Genomic DNA, 17821 nt, shown 5'->3' with positions numbered 1-17821 from the left:
TTTAATTTTAGGAGGGGAAGTATGTTTGTAGCTAAGCATGATAACGAAATTTGGTTAGTTGAACAGTATCATCATTCGATTCAAGCCGGAGAGGTAGCGCGTCAATGGGGGAATGAAGAATTCGACGCACCCTGTCAATCACTTATTACGGCTGTGGAGAAGCACGATATTGGCTGGGTGGAGCCTGATAAAGAGATATTATTTGATGAGGAATCGGGGAGACCTATTAATTTCATTAATATTAATGTTAAGCAGCATGTCCAGTTCTATTCAAATGGATATAAAAAAATCCTGGGAGAAGACCCATATGCCGGGATGTTAATCGGGATGCATTGGATTGGCTTATATACAAGCCGATTTGGCTACGATCCTACGTTTACCTATAAAATTCCTGAAGTTCTAAAAGACTACATGCAAAATGTAGTGATTGAAACACAAAAGGAATGGGTCGACATCAAAATGAATTATTGGAAATTTAATAAAAAGCGAAGTGAGTTTGAAGATAAAATATGGATGGATTATGAATTCTTACAGTTAATGGATCGAATGTCACAACTTGTCTCACTCCATACACATCACGACAAAGCAGAAGCTATCTTGGGACCGGTTCGTAAAAATCAAGGTAGTGAAGGAATTCAAGTTTTCGTCCAACTGCCGGGTGATGGTTCAGTGATTGTTGAGCCGTTCCCATTCAAACAAGAATTCGAAACATCCGTAAAGGTTCGAAAGCTTCCTGACAAAAAATATGAAAGTCATACAGACTTAAGTCAAGAAATAGCAAGTGCTCCATTAGAAGTAATAAAGTGGAAAATTAGAAAAAAGCGATAACGGAGGGTTAGAAATGACAAGACCAACACATGCAAAAGCTGCAGTTTTGACAGGTAAAGAACAAATAGAAATGATGGAATTTCCTATTCCAACAATCGGAGAAAATGATGGTCTTTTACGTGTAGAATCCTGTGGTGTTTGCGGGCTTGACAGTGAAGGGTATTTACATGGAGGAAATGCTGTTTTCAAACTTCCTTGTATTATTGGCCATGAAATTGTAGGGTATATCGACGAAATCGGTCCCGAAGCCGAAAAGCGCTGGAGGGTAAAGAAAGGGGATCGTGTCATTGTGGAGGAGTATATTCCATGTGGTCATTGTGATCCTTGTTTAACCGGAAATTACCACCTTTGCTTTGACCTAAGATATGGTGCGATGAGTATCCATAATGAAAAAACAGCACTCTGGGGCGGCTTCGCTGAATATATGTATTTACATCCACATTCGATTATTCATAAGGTAAGCAAAGAAGTTCCAGCAGATCTATTAACATTATTTATCCCTATTTCAAATGGCGTTCATTGGGTTCAACAAGTGGGAGATACCACCGTTGGAGATACAGTTGTCATTCAAGGACCAGGGCCAATGGGACTTGGAGCCGTAATTGGCGCTAAAGAAGCAGGTGCAGGAACGATTATTGTAACAGGTCTTTCAAAGGATGCACATCGGTTAGAAATTGCGAAAGAATTTGGTGCAACACATGTCCTTTATGCCGATAAACAAGATCTTGAAAAAGAAGTTTCAAAGATTACGAATGGTAAAATGGCAAACACTGTGATTAATGCTGCAACTACCCCCATTCAATTTAAAATGTGCTTAGATTTGGCGGGATACCATGGGACAATCGTTCATTCAGGTACAGATCACTTCCTTACCGATGAAGTCATGTCCAGTAAAATAACATGGAAGCTTTTAACGATCAAAGGTGTACTAGGCCGTCCGAAAAAGGCAGTAGGGGTAGCATTAAAAATTATTGAATCAGGTCGTTATCCTTTAGCAAAAATGATTACACATGAATTTAGCATTTCTGAAACACTTCAAGCAGTCAATACGCATGCCAAAGGTTTAGATGGCTGCATACATGTTGCCGTATTAAATTCAGTTGAAAATAAGGAAGGGGAAAAATCATGCCAAAAAACTATCGGGTTGGTTTAATCGTACCAAGTTCTAACACAACAATGGAAACTGAAATTCCTGCTATGTTAAATAGCAGAAAGGAATGGTTTTCGGAGGAATCCTTTACATTCCATTCTAGCAGAATGAGGATGATGCATGTCACAAAGGACGAATTAAAAAAGATGGATCTTGATAGTGATCGGTGTGCATTAGAACTTTCTGATGCACAATGCGATGTACTAGCATATGCATGTTTAATTGCTATTATGTCCCAGGGCTGTGGGTATCATATATCCTCCGAGGAACGATTATGTCAGGTAGTACAAGGAAATAAAAGTATTGCTCCTGTTGTAAGTAGTGCAGGGGCACTTATTGAAGGAATTAAAGAAATAGGTGCAAAAAAAGTTTCCATTATTACACCATATATGAAACCGCTAACCAATATGGTAATTGAGTATTTAAATACAAGTGGTATCGAAGTTATTGATTCTATTAGTCTTGAAGTATCAGATAATCTTGAAGTAGGTAGATTGGATCCTATGAATCTCGTAAAGCATGCTAGAACTTTAAATACAAATGGTGCAGATGCAGTTGTCTTGTCTGCATGTGTACAAATGCCTTCCCTGCCTGCCATTCAAATTGTTGAGGATGAAATTGGTCTTCCAGTTTTATCTGCTGCAACATCCACAGTGTATCAAATCTTAAAGAACCTGGGACTAAAACCAGTTGTTCCAAATGCGGGGCGGTTATTAGCAAAGGAAAACTCTGTGCTGTCACAATAATAAAATAGGCTATCCTATAAGTTCACATTCCACATCCTTATATATTATTAATACTATATATATTGATGAAGAAATCTTGATTATAATGGGATAGCCTCTTTTCCTTGAACAATCATTTTTTTACGATAATTAGTAGAGCATGAAGGCAATCTATTAAAGAAAACATTAAGTGAAAATATTTATGAAGCGGCAAAAAAATGTATTGAAAATTCCGAATGTTTAATTTATGATATATTTAACAAGTTATTGATAGTGTTTACAAACACAATTTAGTTAGTTAGTACTCACAATATAATTTGTTTTTAAGATTAAAAGATTCGTTCGCAGATTTGTAACCAAATAGTAAAAAAGAAAAGGGGGGAAATATTGGTGAAAATACTTGTACATTTAACACATGGTCCTTCTGCACCAACTCAAGCAGATCGTGCATTTTTAATTGCAAAAACAGCTATTGAAGAGGGACATCAAGTTTCTATGTTTCTAGCAGGAGCCGCAGTTGAATTAATGCGAGATGAGAATTTAAACCAAACATTAGGGATAGGAGAAACAGCCATTACTTTAAGGGATTCTGTGAATTCAATTATTGAAGGCGGTGGAAAAATAGTTTTATCAAAGGTTTCCTGCGGAGCCAGAGGTATAGAAGAAGCAGAATTAGAAGGGAAAAAAGTTGAATTAGGAATGCCGAATGCACTTGTAAAAATGACGGTTGAAAACGACCGTGTGATTACTTATGGTTAATCTAAAATTGGGAAGGCAAAAGGTTTATAAAACTCCTGCTGTTTGTTAGTACTAACTAATTAAAATTTGTTGTAGACCCGAAAATATTTTGTAAAATCCATTGTTTAGAGAGACATCTTAGTTTTTTTATTAGGAGGGAATAAACTGTGGAATTAAAAGGAAAAACAGAATTTAAACAGCCGGTTGATGTGATATGGAAGGCATTACATGATCCGGAAATCCTTAAAGACGTAATCCCTGGTTGTCAGCAATTGGAACTCATAGGTGAAACTGAGTATGAGGTAAAAATGAAACTAGGGGTTGCAGCTGTGAAGGGGGAATATAAAGGGAAAGTAAAATTGGAGGATGTTAAAAAATATCATTACTATATATTTAATGCTGAGGGAAGTGGCTCACCGGGGCATGTTACTGCAAAGATGGATTGTAGGCTCGCTCCTGCCGAAAATGGCTGTGTTTTAGAATGGGATTGCAATGCTGAAGTAGGAGGAATGATTGCCAGTGTGGGAAGCAGGGTGCTTAGCGGTATTGCAAAATTTATGGCAGGAAAGTTCTTCAAGGACATAGAAAAAGTATCGGTAAAAAAACTGTGACAAACTAAGATCTCTCCTACTTTTGAATTAATATAAAAAATATATTAAGCAAGAATTCACGCAAACTGTTAGTTAGTATTAACTATCCCTTATTCTAAAAAGAAAGAGGGGTTATTGGTGAAGGGAAAAATGTTTTGAAAAAGGTATTGAAAGGGTTTACAAAACGGAGTTTATGCAAAAAGCCATCCGAAAATCCAAGTATTTTGCCCATTTATAGTGAAACCCTTAAGACAAAGAGTAGGAGTGATGAAATGTGAAAAAACGATTGTCCTTTCTGTTTCAAGAGGGGCTTCGAGAAAAGCCCAATGGAGTTTTCTTTGTAATTTTTACGATTATTTCCATATCCCTTTCCGTTTTTGAACTATGGTTAGGATCTGTCGGGAATATGAGTCCTTATGCGTATGCTGTTGTGTTTTTAACCGGGATACTTCCTGTTTCCTTTATTACAACGAGATTTTCAAAGACGTCCACACCTGTACTTGTAGCAATTGATTATATTCTTGCATTTCTAGTAATGGGCGCCGGTCTTCATTTTATTCTTAAAATGGATGTACTTTTGTCAAGAATTAGCGGTGTTGATCCTCTTAGCTTACTGGACATAATGTCAGGAATAATAATTTTAGTTGCAGTTCTGGAACTAACTCGACGCACTCTTGGGTTTGGGCTTACGTTAATACTATTAGTAGGGTTAGGCTACACTTTTTTTGGCCACTACATCAGTGGAACATTTGGTCATCGATTAATTACGATTGATCACTTTATTGAAGAGATGGTTTTTACAACAAATGGAATCTTTGGTGCACCTGTACAAGTAGCTGCTACTTACGCATTCTTATTTATTATGTTTGGACATTTCTTCCAAAAGGCAGGAGCAGGGCAATTCATCTTTGATATATGTGCTGCTTTCATGGGAAAAAAAGTAGGTGGTCTGGCGAAAGTAGCTGTCGCATCGGCAGGTATATTTGGAAGCATTTCCGGGAGTCCATCTTCCGATGTTGCAACGACAGGATCAATCAACATTCCGATGATGAAAAAGCGGGGCTATAGCCCGGTTTTTGCAGGTGCAGTTGAAGCCGCTGCCGCTACTGGTGGAACGATTCTTCCCCCTATTATGGGATCTGTAGCCTTTCTTATGGCTGAGTTTACTGGTATTAGATATGTGGATATTGCAGTAGCGTCCGTTTTAAGTGCGATATTGTATTATTTAGGGATTTATTTCCAAGTGCATTTTCGTTCATTAAAGTTAAATTTAGTCGGGTTACCTGAAAATGAGATTCCTAGATTTAGTACCACTTTTAAGAATGGATTTTATTATATACTTCCAGTGATAGCCTTAGTTTGGGCAATGCTTAGTGGATTTACCCCTTCCCTTGCAGCCTGTATTGGAATTGCTGTAACGTTTCTATTAAGTTTTGTACGTCGCAGTACTTGGATTACGTGGAGACATATAATTGATATATTTACCGATATTGTTTATTCAATCGCCCCATTAACCGTAGCATGTGCAACTGCTGGAGTTATTATCGGGGTAATCAATTTAACTGGTATGGCCGGGAAAATGACTTCGCTAATATTTACGATGACAGGCGGCAATTTGCTTTTGTCCCTGATCGTTTCAGCGGTAATCTGTGTCATTCTCGGAATGGGTATGCCGACTGCTTCTGTATACGTATTAGTAGCTGCATTGGTATCTCCTGCACTAATCCAGCTTGGAATGGATTTATTACCCACTCATTTGTTCTTACTCTTCTTCTCAGCTTTATCGGCCATTACTCCTCCAGTTGGGGTGGCAGCGTTCACTGCTTCAGGGATAGCGAATGCTAATCCAATAGCCATAGGTTTTCAAGCTAGTAAATTAGCGTTTGTAGGTTTCATAATTCCATTTATGTTTGTTTTTCAGCCTAGTTTGCTATTACAAGGCAGTATAGTAGAGATTGTGTTTACCGCTATTACCGCAGTTATTGGAGTATATGCTCTGGCTGCTGGGTACGAAAATTATTTATTCAATTCTTTAAATGTATGGAAGCGGATTGCCCTCATATTTGCAGGAATAGCTATGATTTATCCGAGCTTTATTATTAATATAGCAGCGGGTACTGTAATCATTTCTATTGTAATAAACGATTATCTCGCTAAAAAGAAAAATTTAGTTATTAATTCCCAAGTTATTGAGTTCGAATAATGGACAGTAACTCTTTAAAAGGATGCATTGCAATATAACCAAAAATTTAGGGGGAATGCTCGTATGAAAAAGAAAGTGTTTATTGTAATTCTTTTAATAACAAGTTTGTTACTGGCATCATGTGGTCAACAGGATAAGGCTTCATTTAAAGAAGAAAAAGAAGAAAAGACAGCTCCACTTTCATTGACGATGGCTGGAGGTTCTGCGGGGGGATTCTGGTCATTGATAGGGGAAGGTGTCGGAAGTATTTTGCGTAAATCGAATTCTGGGACACAGTTCAGCTACGAAACCGGCAATGGAGTAAAAAACGTAATCTCCGTTTCTTCAGGACAAATTCCACTTGGGATTGCTTTTAATTTTGAAGTGAAAGCAGGATTAGCAGGTGAAGAACCTTTTACAAAAAAAATCGACCAGGTTACTGGATTAGTTAATTTGTACGACAATGCTCCACTTCAGATTGCAATAACAAAAGACTTTGCTGATAAATACGGAATTACATCGATGGAGGATATTGCTGAGAAAAAGCCGCCTATCCGAATAGGGGTCAACCAGCGTGGTAATATGGTGGAAAAAGTAAATAAATACGTTTTCGAAGCTTATGGCATCAGTTATGATGACATTAAGAAATGGGGCGGAGAAGTATTCTTTGAGGCTTGGAAACCAAGTGCTGAGATGATGAAAGACAATAAATTAGATTGGACAGGTGATCCTGTGTTTGCACCTGATGCAACACTAATGGAATTATCTGCTACAAAAGATATTCTATTACTTCCAATTAATGAAAAGGCACAAAAATTGTTAAATGAAAAAATGGGCACCCCTCCAAGTGTTCTTAAGGCTAGTACTTATAAATTTCAGCCCAACGATTTAAATACGGTTAATGCAGGTGCAATGATTATGGTAGACCCAAATATGACAGAGGATGAAGCATACACAATCACAAAAACGCTAGTCGAAAATATTGAGAGTATCCAAGCACTTCACAAAGATTTAGCAGCTCTTACCCCAGAAAAGATGGCAAATGTAGCACCAGCTAAATTGCACCCAGGTGCAGAAAAGTATTTTAAAGAAAAAGGTATTTTGAAATAGAGGTTCTTATGTTTGTAAGAACTTACTTTGGTACCTGATAATCTATTAAATATCAACATGGCTCTTGTTAAAAATTTTTTGCAATATGAATAGTTAAACAATAAAGGAGAAAAAATTTATGTTAAAACTAAGCTTAGCCACTGGCGATTATGATCGCTGTGCTCCCATTCATGATGGGAGAGTACGTGTACAGGGAGTTGATCTTTTTCCATTACATTTAGATGCCGAAGAGCTTTTCTTTAGAATGGCTCGATACCAAGATATAGATGTTGCTGAATTTTCTTTATCCTCCTATGTGATGGGCGTTTCTCGCGGAAACAGTCCTTTTATCGCACTGCCCGTATTTCTTTCACGTGCATTTAGACACGGAAATATTTTAGTAAGAAGTGATGCGGGGATTACAACACCAAAACAATTGATTGGAAAGCGAATCGGTGTTCCTGAATATCAAATGACAGCACTAGTATGGCAGCGAGGTATTTTAGAAGACGAATATGGTGTGTCCCCTGAATCGATAACATGGGTTACCGGAGGAGAAGAACAAAGTGGAAGAAAAGAAAGAGTTCCATGGACCCCGCCGGCAAATCTTACAGTTGAGGAAGCGCCAGAAGGAAAAACCCTAACTTCCATGTTGTTAGCGGGTGAAATTGACGGTTTATTATGTGCAAGACTGCCTAAATCGTTTGATGAAGGCGATCCGCGTATATCGCGACTTTTCCCAAACTATAAAGCAGTAGAAATGGATTATTATCGAAAAACGGGCATTTTCCCGATTATGCATACAGTGGTCGTCAAAAAAGATGTCTACCTTGAAAATCCTTGGGTGGCCCAAGAACTTGTTAAATCATTCAACAAAGCTAGGGAAATTGCGAGGAAGAATCTTTTCGATACAACGGCCATTAAAACAATGTTGCCGTGGTTTGTAGCAGATGCAGAGGAAGCACGTCAATTTTTCAAAGATGACTTATGGACATATGGATTGGAGAAAAATAGAAAGGCACTTGAAACATTTTTAGAGTATCACTACAAACAAGGGTTGTCTGAAAGACGTGTAAGGATTGAAGAATTATTTGCTCCAAATACAATAGAAGAGTTTGCTATATAATATATTGTCGTAAGGGGAATGCTTTATTGCCAAGGACCTGCATTTAGGACCCTTGGCAATGTCCTTTGTAATGGTAATCATTCATTTTGTTTTTGTGATAGTTAGTGCTAACATACAAAGTTGGTTGAAAGGAGAAAAAAATGAATCAACAACTATATGATATAACTGTGATAGGCGGGGGGCCCACTGGATTATTTACAGCATTCTATGCAGGAATGAGACAATGCACTGTAAAAATTATCGAAAGCATGCCACAACTAGGCGGACAACTTGCAGCCCTTTATCCAGAAAAATATATTTACGATGTTGCGGGATTTCCGCATATACGTGCACAGGGCTTGGTGAATAACTTAATAAACCAAATGGAACCCTTTCAACCCTCTATTAGACTAGAAGAACAAGTGATTAAAATTCACAGGCAAAAGGATGGTACCTTTTTAATCTCAACGAATAAAGGAAATCATTTTTCAAGGGCCATCATTATTACAGCAGGTGTTGGAGCTTTTAAGCCAAGAAGTTTTGAACCTATAAATGCAAAGAGATTTGAAGGGACTAATTTACACTACTTTATTAAAGATTTGAATTTATTTAATAATAAAAAGGTTATTGTACTTGGTGGCGGGGATTCTGCAGTCGATTGGGCACTAGCACTTGAACCAATTGCAAAAGAGGTCAATCTGGTTCATCGCAGGGATAAATTTCGAGCACATGAGAGCAGTGTTACTCGATTAAAGAATTCGAGGGTAAATATTTTGACACCATTTACGATAAAAAGCGTAATTGGATCAGAAAGAATTGAAAAAATAGTAATAGAAAACATTCATACGAGTAAGGATATAGCTTTAGATGCTGATGATGTTATTGTGAACTTTGGATTCGTATCCTCATTAGGCCCAATTAATGAATGGGGAATTAAATTGAAAAAGGGTTCCATTCTCGTAAATACGAAAATGGAAACAAATATACCAGGGATCTATGCAGCCGGGGATGTAACATCATATCCAGGAAAAGTAAAACTAATAACTGTTGGTTTCGGGGAAGGCCCAATCGCTGTAAATAATGCTAAAACCTATTTTGATCCAAGTGCGAAACTTCAACCAGGCCATAGTACCTCAATGAACTTAGGTAATGAACCATTGGAAACAATGAATGTTTAAGATAAAAAACAGTATAGTAATAAAGTGATAGACTTCGAGATAAATCATGAAAGAGCCGCTAAAATTTAAGGTTGATAAAAAAATATTTTTATTTACAATGTATTGAAAATTCCAAATGTTTAATTTATGATGTATTTAATAAGTTATTAATAGAGTTAAGTAAATATTGATTTTAATGTTAGTTAGTACTAACCAAATAAAAGGGGGAAATTTGTGAATGGAACTAAAAGGGAAAACAGAATTTAAACAACCAGTAGAAGTTATCTGGAAGGCATTGCATGATCCGGAGATTTTAAAGGAGGTAATTCCTGGCTGTCAACAATTGGAACTAGTTGGTGAAAACGAATATGAAGTAAGCATGAAACTAGGAGTTGCAGCTGTTAAAGGAGAATATATAGGAAAAGTAAGGCTAGAGGAAATCGAGAAGTTCCATTATTACATTTTTAATGCAGAGGGTAGTGGATCACCTGGGCATGTAACTGCAAAAATGGACTGTAAGCTTAGTCCTGTTGAAAATGGCTGTGTTCTTGAGTGGGATTGTAAGGCAGATGTGGGCGGAATGATTGCAAGTGTTGGGAGCAGGGTGCTAAGTGGTATTGCAAAATTCCTTGCAGGTAAGTTCTTTAAAGACGTTATGAAGGAATCTATTAAAAAAACTGTGATTAACTAGAGTCCCACCTGATTCAAAGTGGAGGTATATAAATGAAACCAGCAAAATTTGAGTTTTTACGGCCGGTCACGATTGAGGAGGCAATTGAGTATTTAGAAGAATATGGAGAAGATGCTAAGATCATATCTGGTGGACAAAGCTTAATTCCAGTCCTAAATATGCGGTTATCAACACCCAAGTATCTAATTGATGTCAGTCGTATAAAAGAATTAAATTATATTAAAAAAGAAGGATCAGTTCTTGCAATTGGTGCCCTAACGAGGCATTACGAGGTTGAAGAGTCCGAGTTAGTTAAAAAATATTGTCCATTACTTACAGAAGGCATGAAAAATGTAGGGCATCCACAAATCCGTAGTCGCGGTACGATAGGTGGGAGCATTGCCCATGCTGATCCCTCAGCAGAGCTGCCATGCATGTTAAGTGTGCTGCGAGGAGAAATCGTGATTATAGGACCGGATGGAGAAAGAACAGTGCCAACAGATGAATTTTTTCTAACCTATCTTTTAACATCGCTAGAACCAACTGAATTAGTAAAGGAGATAAGGTTCCCTATAATAAACGAAAATTTTGGCTCCGCTTTCATTGAAATGACAAGGAGACATGGAGATTTTGCCCTTGTTGAAGTGGCTGCGGTGGTTGGACTTGATGAAGAAGGCACTTTTTCTTTCGTACAATTGGCTGTTGGAGGAGCTGGACCGACACCTATTATCTTAGAGGAAATTGAAGACTTCCTAATTGGAAAAGAACCAACGGAACAAGTGATTGAGGAAGCTGTTGAGGCTATTGAAGATTATCTTGACCCTGAAGGCGATCTGCACTCTTCGGCGGAATATCGGGTTCATTTAGCTTCTGTATTAACAAAGCGAGCATTACAGACAGCAATTAATAGAGTACCAAAGGGGATGATGGCATGACCCTCGAAACGATTACGTTAACGGTCAATGGAAAAAAGGTCAATAGAGAGGTGGAACCGCGTCTTTTACTTGCAGATTTTTTACGTGAAGAATTGGGACTAACGGGTACTCATATTGGGTGCGAACACGGTGTATGCGGGGCATGCACAGTAAAAATGAATAACCGTTCTGTACGCGCGTGTTTAGTACTAACCGTACAGGCTGATGGAGCAGTAATTGAAACGGTTGAATCACTTGCAGCCGAAGATGGCACGCTGCACCCGCTTCAACAAGCCTTTTCTGATAACCATGCGCTGCAATGCGGTTTTTGTACACCAGGATTTCTAATGTCATTAGTGTGTGAATTGGAGAAAAAACCGACCCCTGATGATAGTGAAATAAGAGAAATGATTTCTGGTAATCTATGTAGATGCACGGGGTATACGAATATTATCAAAGCTGTAAAACAATATTCTACAGAAAACACTGCAAATCAAAGAGAAAATATGAAAGAACAAGTAATAGTACGGTCTTAAATATAGATGGATAGAAAGATCTGCTTTTGAAAAATATAGAAGAAGACACCCTTACTTTTGGGAAAATAATGACAGCCAAACCAATTACCAAAAAAGAAAAGGTGTCATTAATTCGTTATCGAAAAAAACATCCTTTGTCCATCTCAAACAATTATGAAAAATATCTTTTCTAAATTGTTTGTGTGGTATTAATTGCTAGTATTCTATCTCTTTTTGGAAGAAATAAACATTTCTAATTTCCCTACAAACTAAGAAATAGATTTATTTTTGTTAGAAATCGTAATAAAATCATAATTGAATTTAGAGAGGAAAAAATTGATGAAGGGTGTTAAAACTTTCCTAAAAAAACGGTATTTAGTACTCGTTTTACTGTGGTTTTTATATACTATTAATTACTTAGATCGCTTAATTATTACAACTTTTCTTCCCTTCATGCAAGAGGATCTAAATCTTACTCCTGTACAATCAGGACAACTTGTTTCCGCGTTTTTCTTTGTATATGCTTTATGTCAAATTCCATATGGTTTTCTCGTTGATAAATTTGGACCTAAAAAAATCATGGGAGTTTCCATCGTTTTATTCTCAATTGTAACCGCTTTGACAGGTTCAGTTAAGAACTTTGCTCATTTCATTATCCTTAGATTTGGATTAGCAATAGGAGAAGCGGGGTTTTATCCAGGAGCAGCACAGACTATTAAAAGATGGTTTCCATCTAAAGAGCAGGGAATGGCTATGTCCTCCTTTTCTACAGGAAAGACAGTCGCATCAGCACTCGGACCTGTCATACTTACGTCACTTTCAGTCTATTTATTTGGAGGTGAGTGGCGACCGGTATTTTATGTTTTAGCCATTCCCGGTTTAATTGGAGTCATGTTGATGTGGTTGTATGTACAGAATTCACCTAATGAAATAAAGGAAAAGAAACCTAAACTACCGAAGGAAGTTAAAATTAAAACTTCCAAAGTTATATCTGGAGAAGACTCAAAAGAAAAAGTACAAAAAGTTAGCAGTCGTATCTTTTTGAAGGACAGTTATTTGTATCTATTTTCAATCATTCAGTTCTGTCAACTAGCTGTATACTGGGGATGTACCACTTGGCTGACCTCTTTCTTAGTTAAGCAGCATGGTATGGATATTAAGCAAATGGGAATAATTGCCACTTTACCTTACATTATTTCTATCTTTTCTATGATTCTTGGCGGATGGTTAATGGATAAAGTGTTTCATCGCATGAGGCCAATCGCTTTAATTTCTTATTTATCTCTGATTCCGTTACTTCTGATAATTGGCTACGTTGATAAAGGTAATATTTCTGTTCTCTTACCATTGTTATTGCTCATCGGATTCTTTATCAGTTTTAATATCGGTGCTTCCTTAGCATCTTTACAAAACAGATACCCAAAAGAAGTGCTGGGTAAGGCAATAGGGATATCAAATACAGCTGGACAGTTTGGGTCTTTTCTATCTCCGATTATCGCTGGATACCTAGTAATAGTTAATGTATCAGGGACTCAGAACTTCACTAATGTTTTCACATTCTTAGCCTGTATTGCTGGTGTGGGAGCTTTATGTGCATTTTTCTTAAAAGAACAACCAATTGAAATTGCTGAAGTTCCAACGATCAATAATGAACAAAATAACCAGCAGGTTCTTTAATTTTAATTTAAAATATACGTTTTTTTAATTAAAATATATCAGGATAAATTTGACAGTATGTTAGTAGATTGGTACATTGTGAATATACTGAATATTTTAATTCCATAATATAGGCGTTTGTTTTTAGTATGTTGGTTATTAATAACTAACATACTGCAAAAATAGACGAATTGGTTTTGATTAAGATGAACGATTTTTCTATTTTTTCGCAGGTGTTGATTATTGATTTTTAGTATAGGGAATTTCGATATAGCTGGTAGTAAAAGCAGCTGCTAGAGTGATAGTAAAGGCAGGGATCATTTTGGAGAGTATACTGAAAACCAAAGAAAATAAATATATTGGTAAATCAATTAAACGAAGAGAAGATAAGCGATTACTTACAGGGAAAGGTGAATATTTAGATGATATTAAAATATTAAATATGCATCATGCCGCTTTTTTAAGGTCTCCATATGCTCATGCTAAAATTATCGACCTTAACGTTTCAAAAGCTTTGCAGCTTGAAGGAGTAAAAGCGATTTTCACAGGAAAAGAATTATATAAAGATATTGGTATCGTGCCAATCATGTCCAATGTTTATCCTGCTGTTCAAGCACGTGAAAAACCAATGTTAAAGCCGCAAACTCAAAGAGCACTTGCATACGATAAAGTTTATTTTGTTGGTGAGCCAATAGCAGCAGTTATTGCAACTTCAAGAGCAATCGCAGAAGATGCCTTACAATTAATAAACGTTAATTATGAGCCACTCCCGGCTGTTGTTGATCCTGAGACAGCGATAACCAATGATTCAACGTTATTGCATGAGGATTGGGGAGATAATATAGCGGTCTCTTACAAAGTGGAGGCTGGAAATGTTCAGAAAGCATTCTCTGAATCAGATTTTGTGTTAAAGGAATCATTTAAAATTAATAGACAAAGCGCAAACCCAATGGAAACCCGGGGAGTAATTTCTAAATGGGATAACACGTCTAATTCACTAACGGTCTGGAGTTCAACCCAAATGCCGCATATGGTCAGGTCTCATATCTCAAAGTGTTTAGGGATTGCTGAAATGAATATACGAGTTATTGCTCCTAATGTTGGAGGCGGCTTTGGCGGTAAAGCACTAGTTTATCCAGAAGAGATAGCCATGGCATATTTCGCTAAAAAACTTCAATTCCCTTTAAAATGGACCGAAGACCGTTTAGAACATATGACAAGTGCGGCTCATGCCAGAGACCAGCTTAATAAAGTAGAAGTGGGTTTCATGAAGGACGGAACCATTACAGGGCTTCGAAATGAGTTAATCCTTGATACCGGCGCTCATAGTTTATATGGTATTAATTCAACTTACAACACAGCAGCTCACTTACCCGGTCCTTATCGAATCTTAAACTATGAGTGTGAAGCAAAAGTTGCTGTGACGAATAAAACTCCATGTTCTCAATATCGAGGAGCTGGTAGACCGGAAGCAGTGTTTGTCATGGATAGAATTATTGATTTGATTGCCAAAAAGTTATATTTGGACCCTATTGAGGTTAGAAGAAAGAACATGATTACAGTTAATGAGATGCCATTTGACACTGGCCGTATTTATAAAGATGGGGAACCCATGGTGTATGATTCTGGCGATTACCTGGATTGTTTTGAAAAAGCCGTGAAAGCAATAAACTATGATGAATTTCGATTAAGACAAAAACAGGCGTTAGAGAATGGAAAATATTTAGGTATAGGCTTTTCAGCTTATGTTGAAGGAACTGGTCAAGGCCCCCACGATGGCTGTGGAATCGAAATTGATTCAACCGGTGCTGTTATTTGTAAGGTTAGTTCGGCGGATCAAGGCCAAGGGCATAAAACAACTTGGGCTCAAATATGTGCAGATATTTTAGGGGTAGATATTGAAACAGTTCAAGTAATTATTGGGGATACAGGTGCCATATATTATGGGAGCGGCACATACGGAAGCAGAAGTGCAGTTGTAAGCGGAAGCGCTGTAATGTTGGCAGCAAAAGAAATTCGTAAGAAGGCATTGGAAATATCTTCCGTTTTACTTGAAGTCCCAATCGATCATCTTAGGATTGAAAATGGTCGAGTGACTCATAAAGAGGATGAAGACCGAGGGTATACTTACGCTGAATTGGTAGAGTGGGTAAAGCCAAATAAATTACCTGCAAAGTATATGGATATTGAACCTGGGTTACGTACAGAGAAATATTTTATTCCAGAGACGGTAACCTATTCCAATGGAGTCCATGCTGCAATTGTAGAAGTAGATATTGAGACTGGAAAGTTTGAGATAGTTAATTATGTTGTTTCACACGATGCAGGTAAGATTATCAACCCGCTTATTGCTGATGGTCAATTAATGGGCGGGGTTGCCCAAGGGATTGGCGGTGCTGTATATGAAGAGATTATTTATGATAAAAATGGTCAGTTATTAACAGGAACCTATATGGATTATCTTATACCAACAGCCAGTGAAATTCCTGAAATTACCTCGATTCATATGGAATCAGCTAGTCCAAGAAATCCACTAGGTGTAAAGGGGCTTGGTGAAGGTGGAACCATATCTCCCCCTGCTGTCTTAGCTAATGCAATCGAAGATGCATTAAGTCAATTCGATATTAAAATAAATAAATTACCGTTATCTCCTAATTATATCTGGTCATTACTGAATAATTGATGATAACGCTAACACAATCTTAAACAAAAAGGAGATAGAGTGTATGTTAAAACTTAGCTTAGCTACAGGTGATTATGATCGTTGCGCCCCTATTCATGATGGGAGAGTTCGTGTACAAGGAGTCAATCTATTTCCATTGCATCTAGATGCCGAGGAGCTGTTCTTTAGAATGGCCCGGTACCAGGATATAGATGTTGCTGAATTTTCATTATCATCCTATGTGATGGGAGTTTCCCGTGGGAGTAGTCCTTTTATCGCGCTGCCAGTATTTCTTTCACGTGCCTTTAGACACGGCAATATTTTAGTAAGAAATGATGCGGGGATTACTTCACCTGAACAATTAATTGGCCGGCGTATCGGTGTTCCAGAATATCAAATGACTGCATTAGTATGGCAGCGTGGAATTTTAGAAGACGAATATGGTGTGTCTCCTGAATCAATTACTTGGGTTACTGGCGGAGAAGAACAGAGTGGAAGAAAAGAGAGAGTTCCATGGACTCCTCCGGCAAATCTTACAGTTGAGGAAGCGCCGGAAGGAAAAACCCTTACATCCATGTTGTTAGCGGGTGAAATTGATGGTCTTTTATGTGCAAGACTGCCTAAAGCGTTTGATGAAGGCGATCCGCGTATTTCACGCTTATTCCCAAACTATAAAGCAGTAGAAATGGATTATTATCGAAAAACGGGCATTTTCCCGATTATGCATACAGTGGTCGTCAAAAAAGATGTTTATCATGAAAATCCTTGGGTGGCCCAAGAACTAGTTAAATCATTCAACCAAGCTAGGGAAATTGCTAAGAAGAATCTTTTTGATACAACGGCTATTAAAACGATGCTGCCGTGGTTTGTAGCAGATGCAGAGGAAGCACGTCAATTTTTTAAAGATGACTTATGGACTTATGGGTTGGAGAAAAATAGAAAGGCACTTGAAACATTTTTAGATTATCACTACAAACAAGGATTGTCTGAAAGACGTGTAAAAATTGAAGAATTGTTTGCACCAAATACAATCGAGGAATTTGCTATATAAAGAAAATATTTTGTACGGGATTTATTTTAACTGTCAAGGGTCTGCTACTTGGACCCTTAGCAAAATTCATGATAAGATACACACCTTTCTTATTTGTACATATATATTTAGGAGTTTCATTGTCACATTGACAATAAATTAACACTAAAATAATATAATAATAACTAAATGTGGGGAGGTTATCACTCTGGTAATAGATATGACAGATACAAGTGATCGTCTGCTCTATGCAGCCATTAATTTAATTTCCGAGAAGGGATATAAAGCGGTTTCGACAAAAGAAATTGCTAAAGAAGCGTCTGTAAGTGAAATGACATTATTTCGACATTTTGGAACAAAACAAGGCATGTTGGAAGCGGCTATAGACCGATTTTATTACTCTGCTTCAATGAAGGAAATTTTTGATAAAAATATTGTGTGGGACTTAGAAAAAGATCTTCTTATGATAAGTGAGTCTTATCTTAGATCGATGCAAAAAAATAAAAAGGTAATTCATATTGCATTTAAAGAGGGGAATTCCATAGAAGGATTATTTAATCAAATTAATAAGCATCCACGTCAATTAAAGGAACTTCTCATTAATTATTTCTTAGAAATGAAAGAACTTGGCAAGATTAGATTCGTGGGCAACCTTGAAAGTTTGGCGATGTCCTATTTATATATGGTGTACGGTGAGTTTGTTTCCCGTAATTTTGTAGAAGGACATGAAATTACTTCAATAGACGAGAATGAATTTATTAATACAACAGTTCAGTTATTTGTAAGTGCACTTAAAAAGTAAAATGTTTA

The 17821-nt window shown here is 37.2% G+C and carries 16 protein-coding genes; all 16 read left to right on the top strand.

Going from position 1 to position 17821, the window contains the following annotated elements:
• The first annotated feature begins 21 nt into the window (after positions 1 to 21).
• The 16 genes from BLR86_RS07320 (at position 22) to BLR86_RS07245 (ending at position 17813) form a co-directional block, all read left to right on the top strand.
• On the top strand, positions 22 to 828 hold the full coding sequence (locus BLR86_RS07320; protein ID WP_090759841.1) for a DUF3891 family protein: 807 nt from the start codon (positions 22 to 24) through the stop codon (positions 826 to 828).
• Positions 829 to 841: 13 nt separating this feature from the next.
• Positions 842 to 1981, top strand: a complete 1140-nt coding sequence (locus BLR86_RS07315) for a zinc-dependent alcohol dehydrogenase (protein WP_090759839.1) — start codon at positions 842 to 844, stop codon at positions 1979 to 1981.
• Positions 1954 to 2724 carry a maleate cis-trans isomerase family protein gene (locus BLR86_RS07310; RefSeq protein WP_090759837.1) on the top strand — a complete coding sequence of 257 codons (771 nt, stop codon included), beginning with the start codon at positions 1954 to 1956 and terminating at the stop codon, positions 2722 to 2724. Before BLR86_RS07315 ends, BLR86_RS07310 begins: the two co-directional genes overlap by 28 nt.
• 369 nt (positions 2725 to 3093) lie before the next feature.
• Positions 3094 to 3462 (top strand): DsrE family protein, encoded by a 369-nt coding sequence (locus BLR86_RS07305; protein WP_175492815.1) that lies wholly within the window; start codon positions 3094 to 3096, stop codon positions 3460 to 3462.
• Between the two features lie 146 nt (positions 3463 to 3608).
• Positions 3609 to 4052 carry an SRPBCC family protein gene (locus tag BLR86_RS07300; protein ID WP_090759832.1) on the top strand — a complete coding sequence of 148 codons (444 nt, stop codon included), beginning with the start codon at positions 3609 to 3611 and terminating at the stop codon, positions 4050 to 4052.
• A gap of 253 nt (positions 4053 to 4305) precedes the next feature.
• Positions 4306 to 6234 carry a TRAP transporter permease gene (locus tag BLR86_RS07295; protein ID WP_090759831.1) on the top strand — a complete coding sequence of 643 codons (1929 nt, stop codon included), beginning with the start codon at positions 4306 to 4308 and terminating at the stop codon, positions 6232 to 6234.
• A gap of 63 nt (positions 6235 to 6297) precedes the next feature.
• Entirely contained in the window at positions 6298 to 7323 is a 1026-nt protein-coding gene (locus BLR86_RS07290; protein WP_090759829.1) for a TAXI family TRAP transporter solute-binding subunit, read from the top strand.
• A 118-nt stretch (positions 7324 to 7441) separates the two neighbouring features.
• Positions 7442 to 8428, top strand: coding sequence for an ABC transporter substrate-binding protein (locus BLR86_RS07285; protein ID WP_090759827.1), 987 nt, complete (start codon positions 7442 to 7444; stop codon positions 8426 to 8428).
• Positions 8429 to 8568: 140 nt separating this feature from the next.
• Positions 8569 to 9585 (top strand): NAD(P)/FAD-dependent oxidoreductase, encoded by a 1017-nt coding sequence (locus BLR86_RS07280; protein WP_090759825.1) that lies wholly within the window; start codon positions 8569 to 8571, stop codon positions 9583 to 9585.
• A gap of 217 nt (positions 9586 to 9802) precedes the next feature.
• Positions 9803 to 10255, top strand: coding sequence for an SRPBCC family protein (locus BLR86_RS07275; RefSeq protein ID WP_090759823.1), 453 nt, complete (start codon positions 9803 to 9805; stop codon positions 10253 to 10255).
• A 32-nt stretch (positions 10256 to 10287) separates the two neighbouring features.
• Positions 10288 to 11169 (top strand): FAD binding domain-containing protein, encoded by an 882-nt coding sequence (locus BLR86_RS07270; RefSeq protein WP_090759821.1) that lies wholly within the window; start codon positions 10288 to 10290, stop codon positions 11167 to 11169.
• Complete coding sequence (locus BLR86_RS07265; RefSeq protein ID WP_090759819.1) at positions 11166 to 11684, top strand: (2Fe-2S)-binding protein; 519 nt, start codon at positions 11166 to 11168, stop codon at positions 11682 to 11684. Before BLR86_RS07270 ends, BLR86_RS07265 begins: the two co-directional genes overlap by 4 nt.
• 318 nt (positions 11685 to 12002) lie before the next feature.
• The gene (locus tag BLR86_RS07260; protein ID WP_090759817.1) at positions 12003 to 13340 is read left to right on the top strand and encodes an MFS transporter; all 1338 of its coding nucleotides are present in this window, start codon (positions 12003 to 12005) and stop codon (positions 13338 to 13340) included.
• Positions 13341 to 13641: 301 nt separating this feature from the next.
• A complete protein-coding gene (locus BLR86_RS07255; protein ID WP_090759815.1) occupies positions 13642 to 16002 on the top strand; it encodes a xanthine dehydrogenase family protein molybdopterin-binding subunit in 2361 nt (786 codons plus the stop codon).
• Positions 16003 to 16045: 43 nt separating this feature from the next.
• Positions 16046 to 17032, top strand: coding sequence for an ABC transporter substrate-binding protein (locus BLR86_RS07250; RefSeq protein ID WP_090759813.1), 987 nt, complete (start codon positions 16046 to 16048; stop codon positions 17030 to 17032).
• Between the two features lie 199 nt (positions 17033 to 17231).
• Entirely contained in the window at positions 17232 to 17813 is a 582-nt protein-coding gene (locus BLR86_RS07245) for a TetR/AcrR family transcriptional regulator (RefSeq protein ID WP_090759811.1), read from the top strand.
• Positions 17814 to 17821: the final 8 nt, after the last annotated feature.

Source organism: Bacillus sp. OK048, assembly GCF_900103525.1.
In the GTDB taxonomy this organism is placed as follows: Bacteria; Bacillota; Bacilli; order Bacillales; family Cytobacillaceae; genus Neobacillus.
This window is presented reverse-complemented; position numbering and strand designations above follow the sequence as displayed.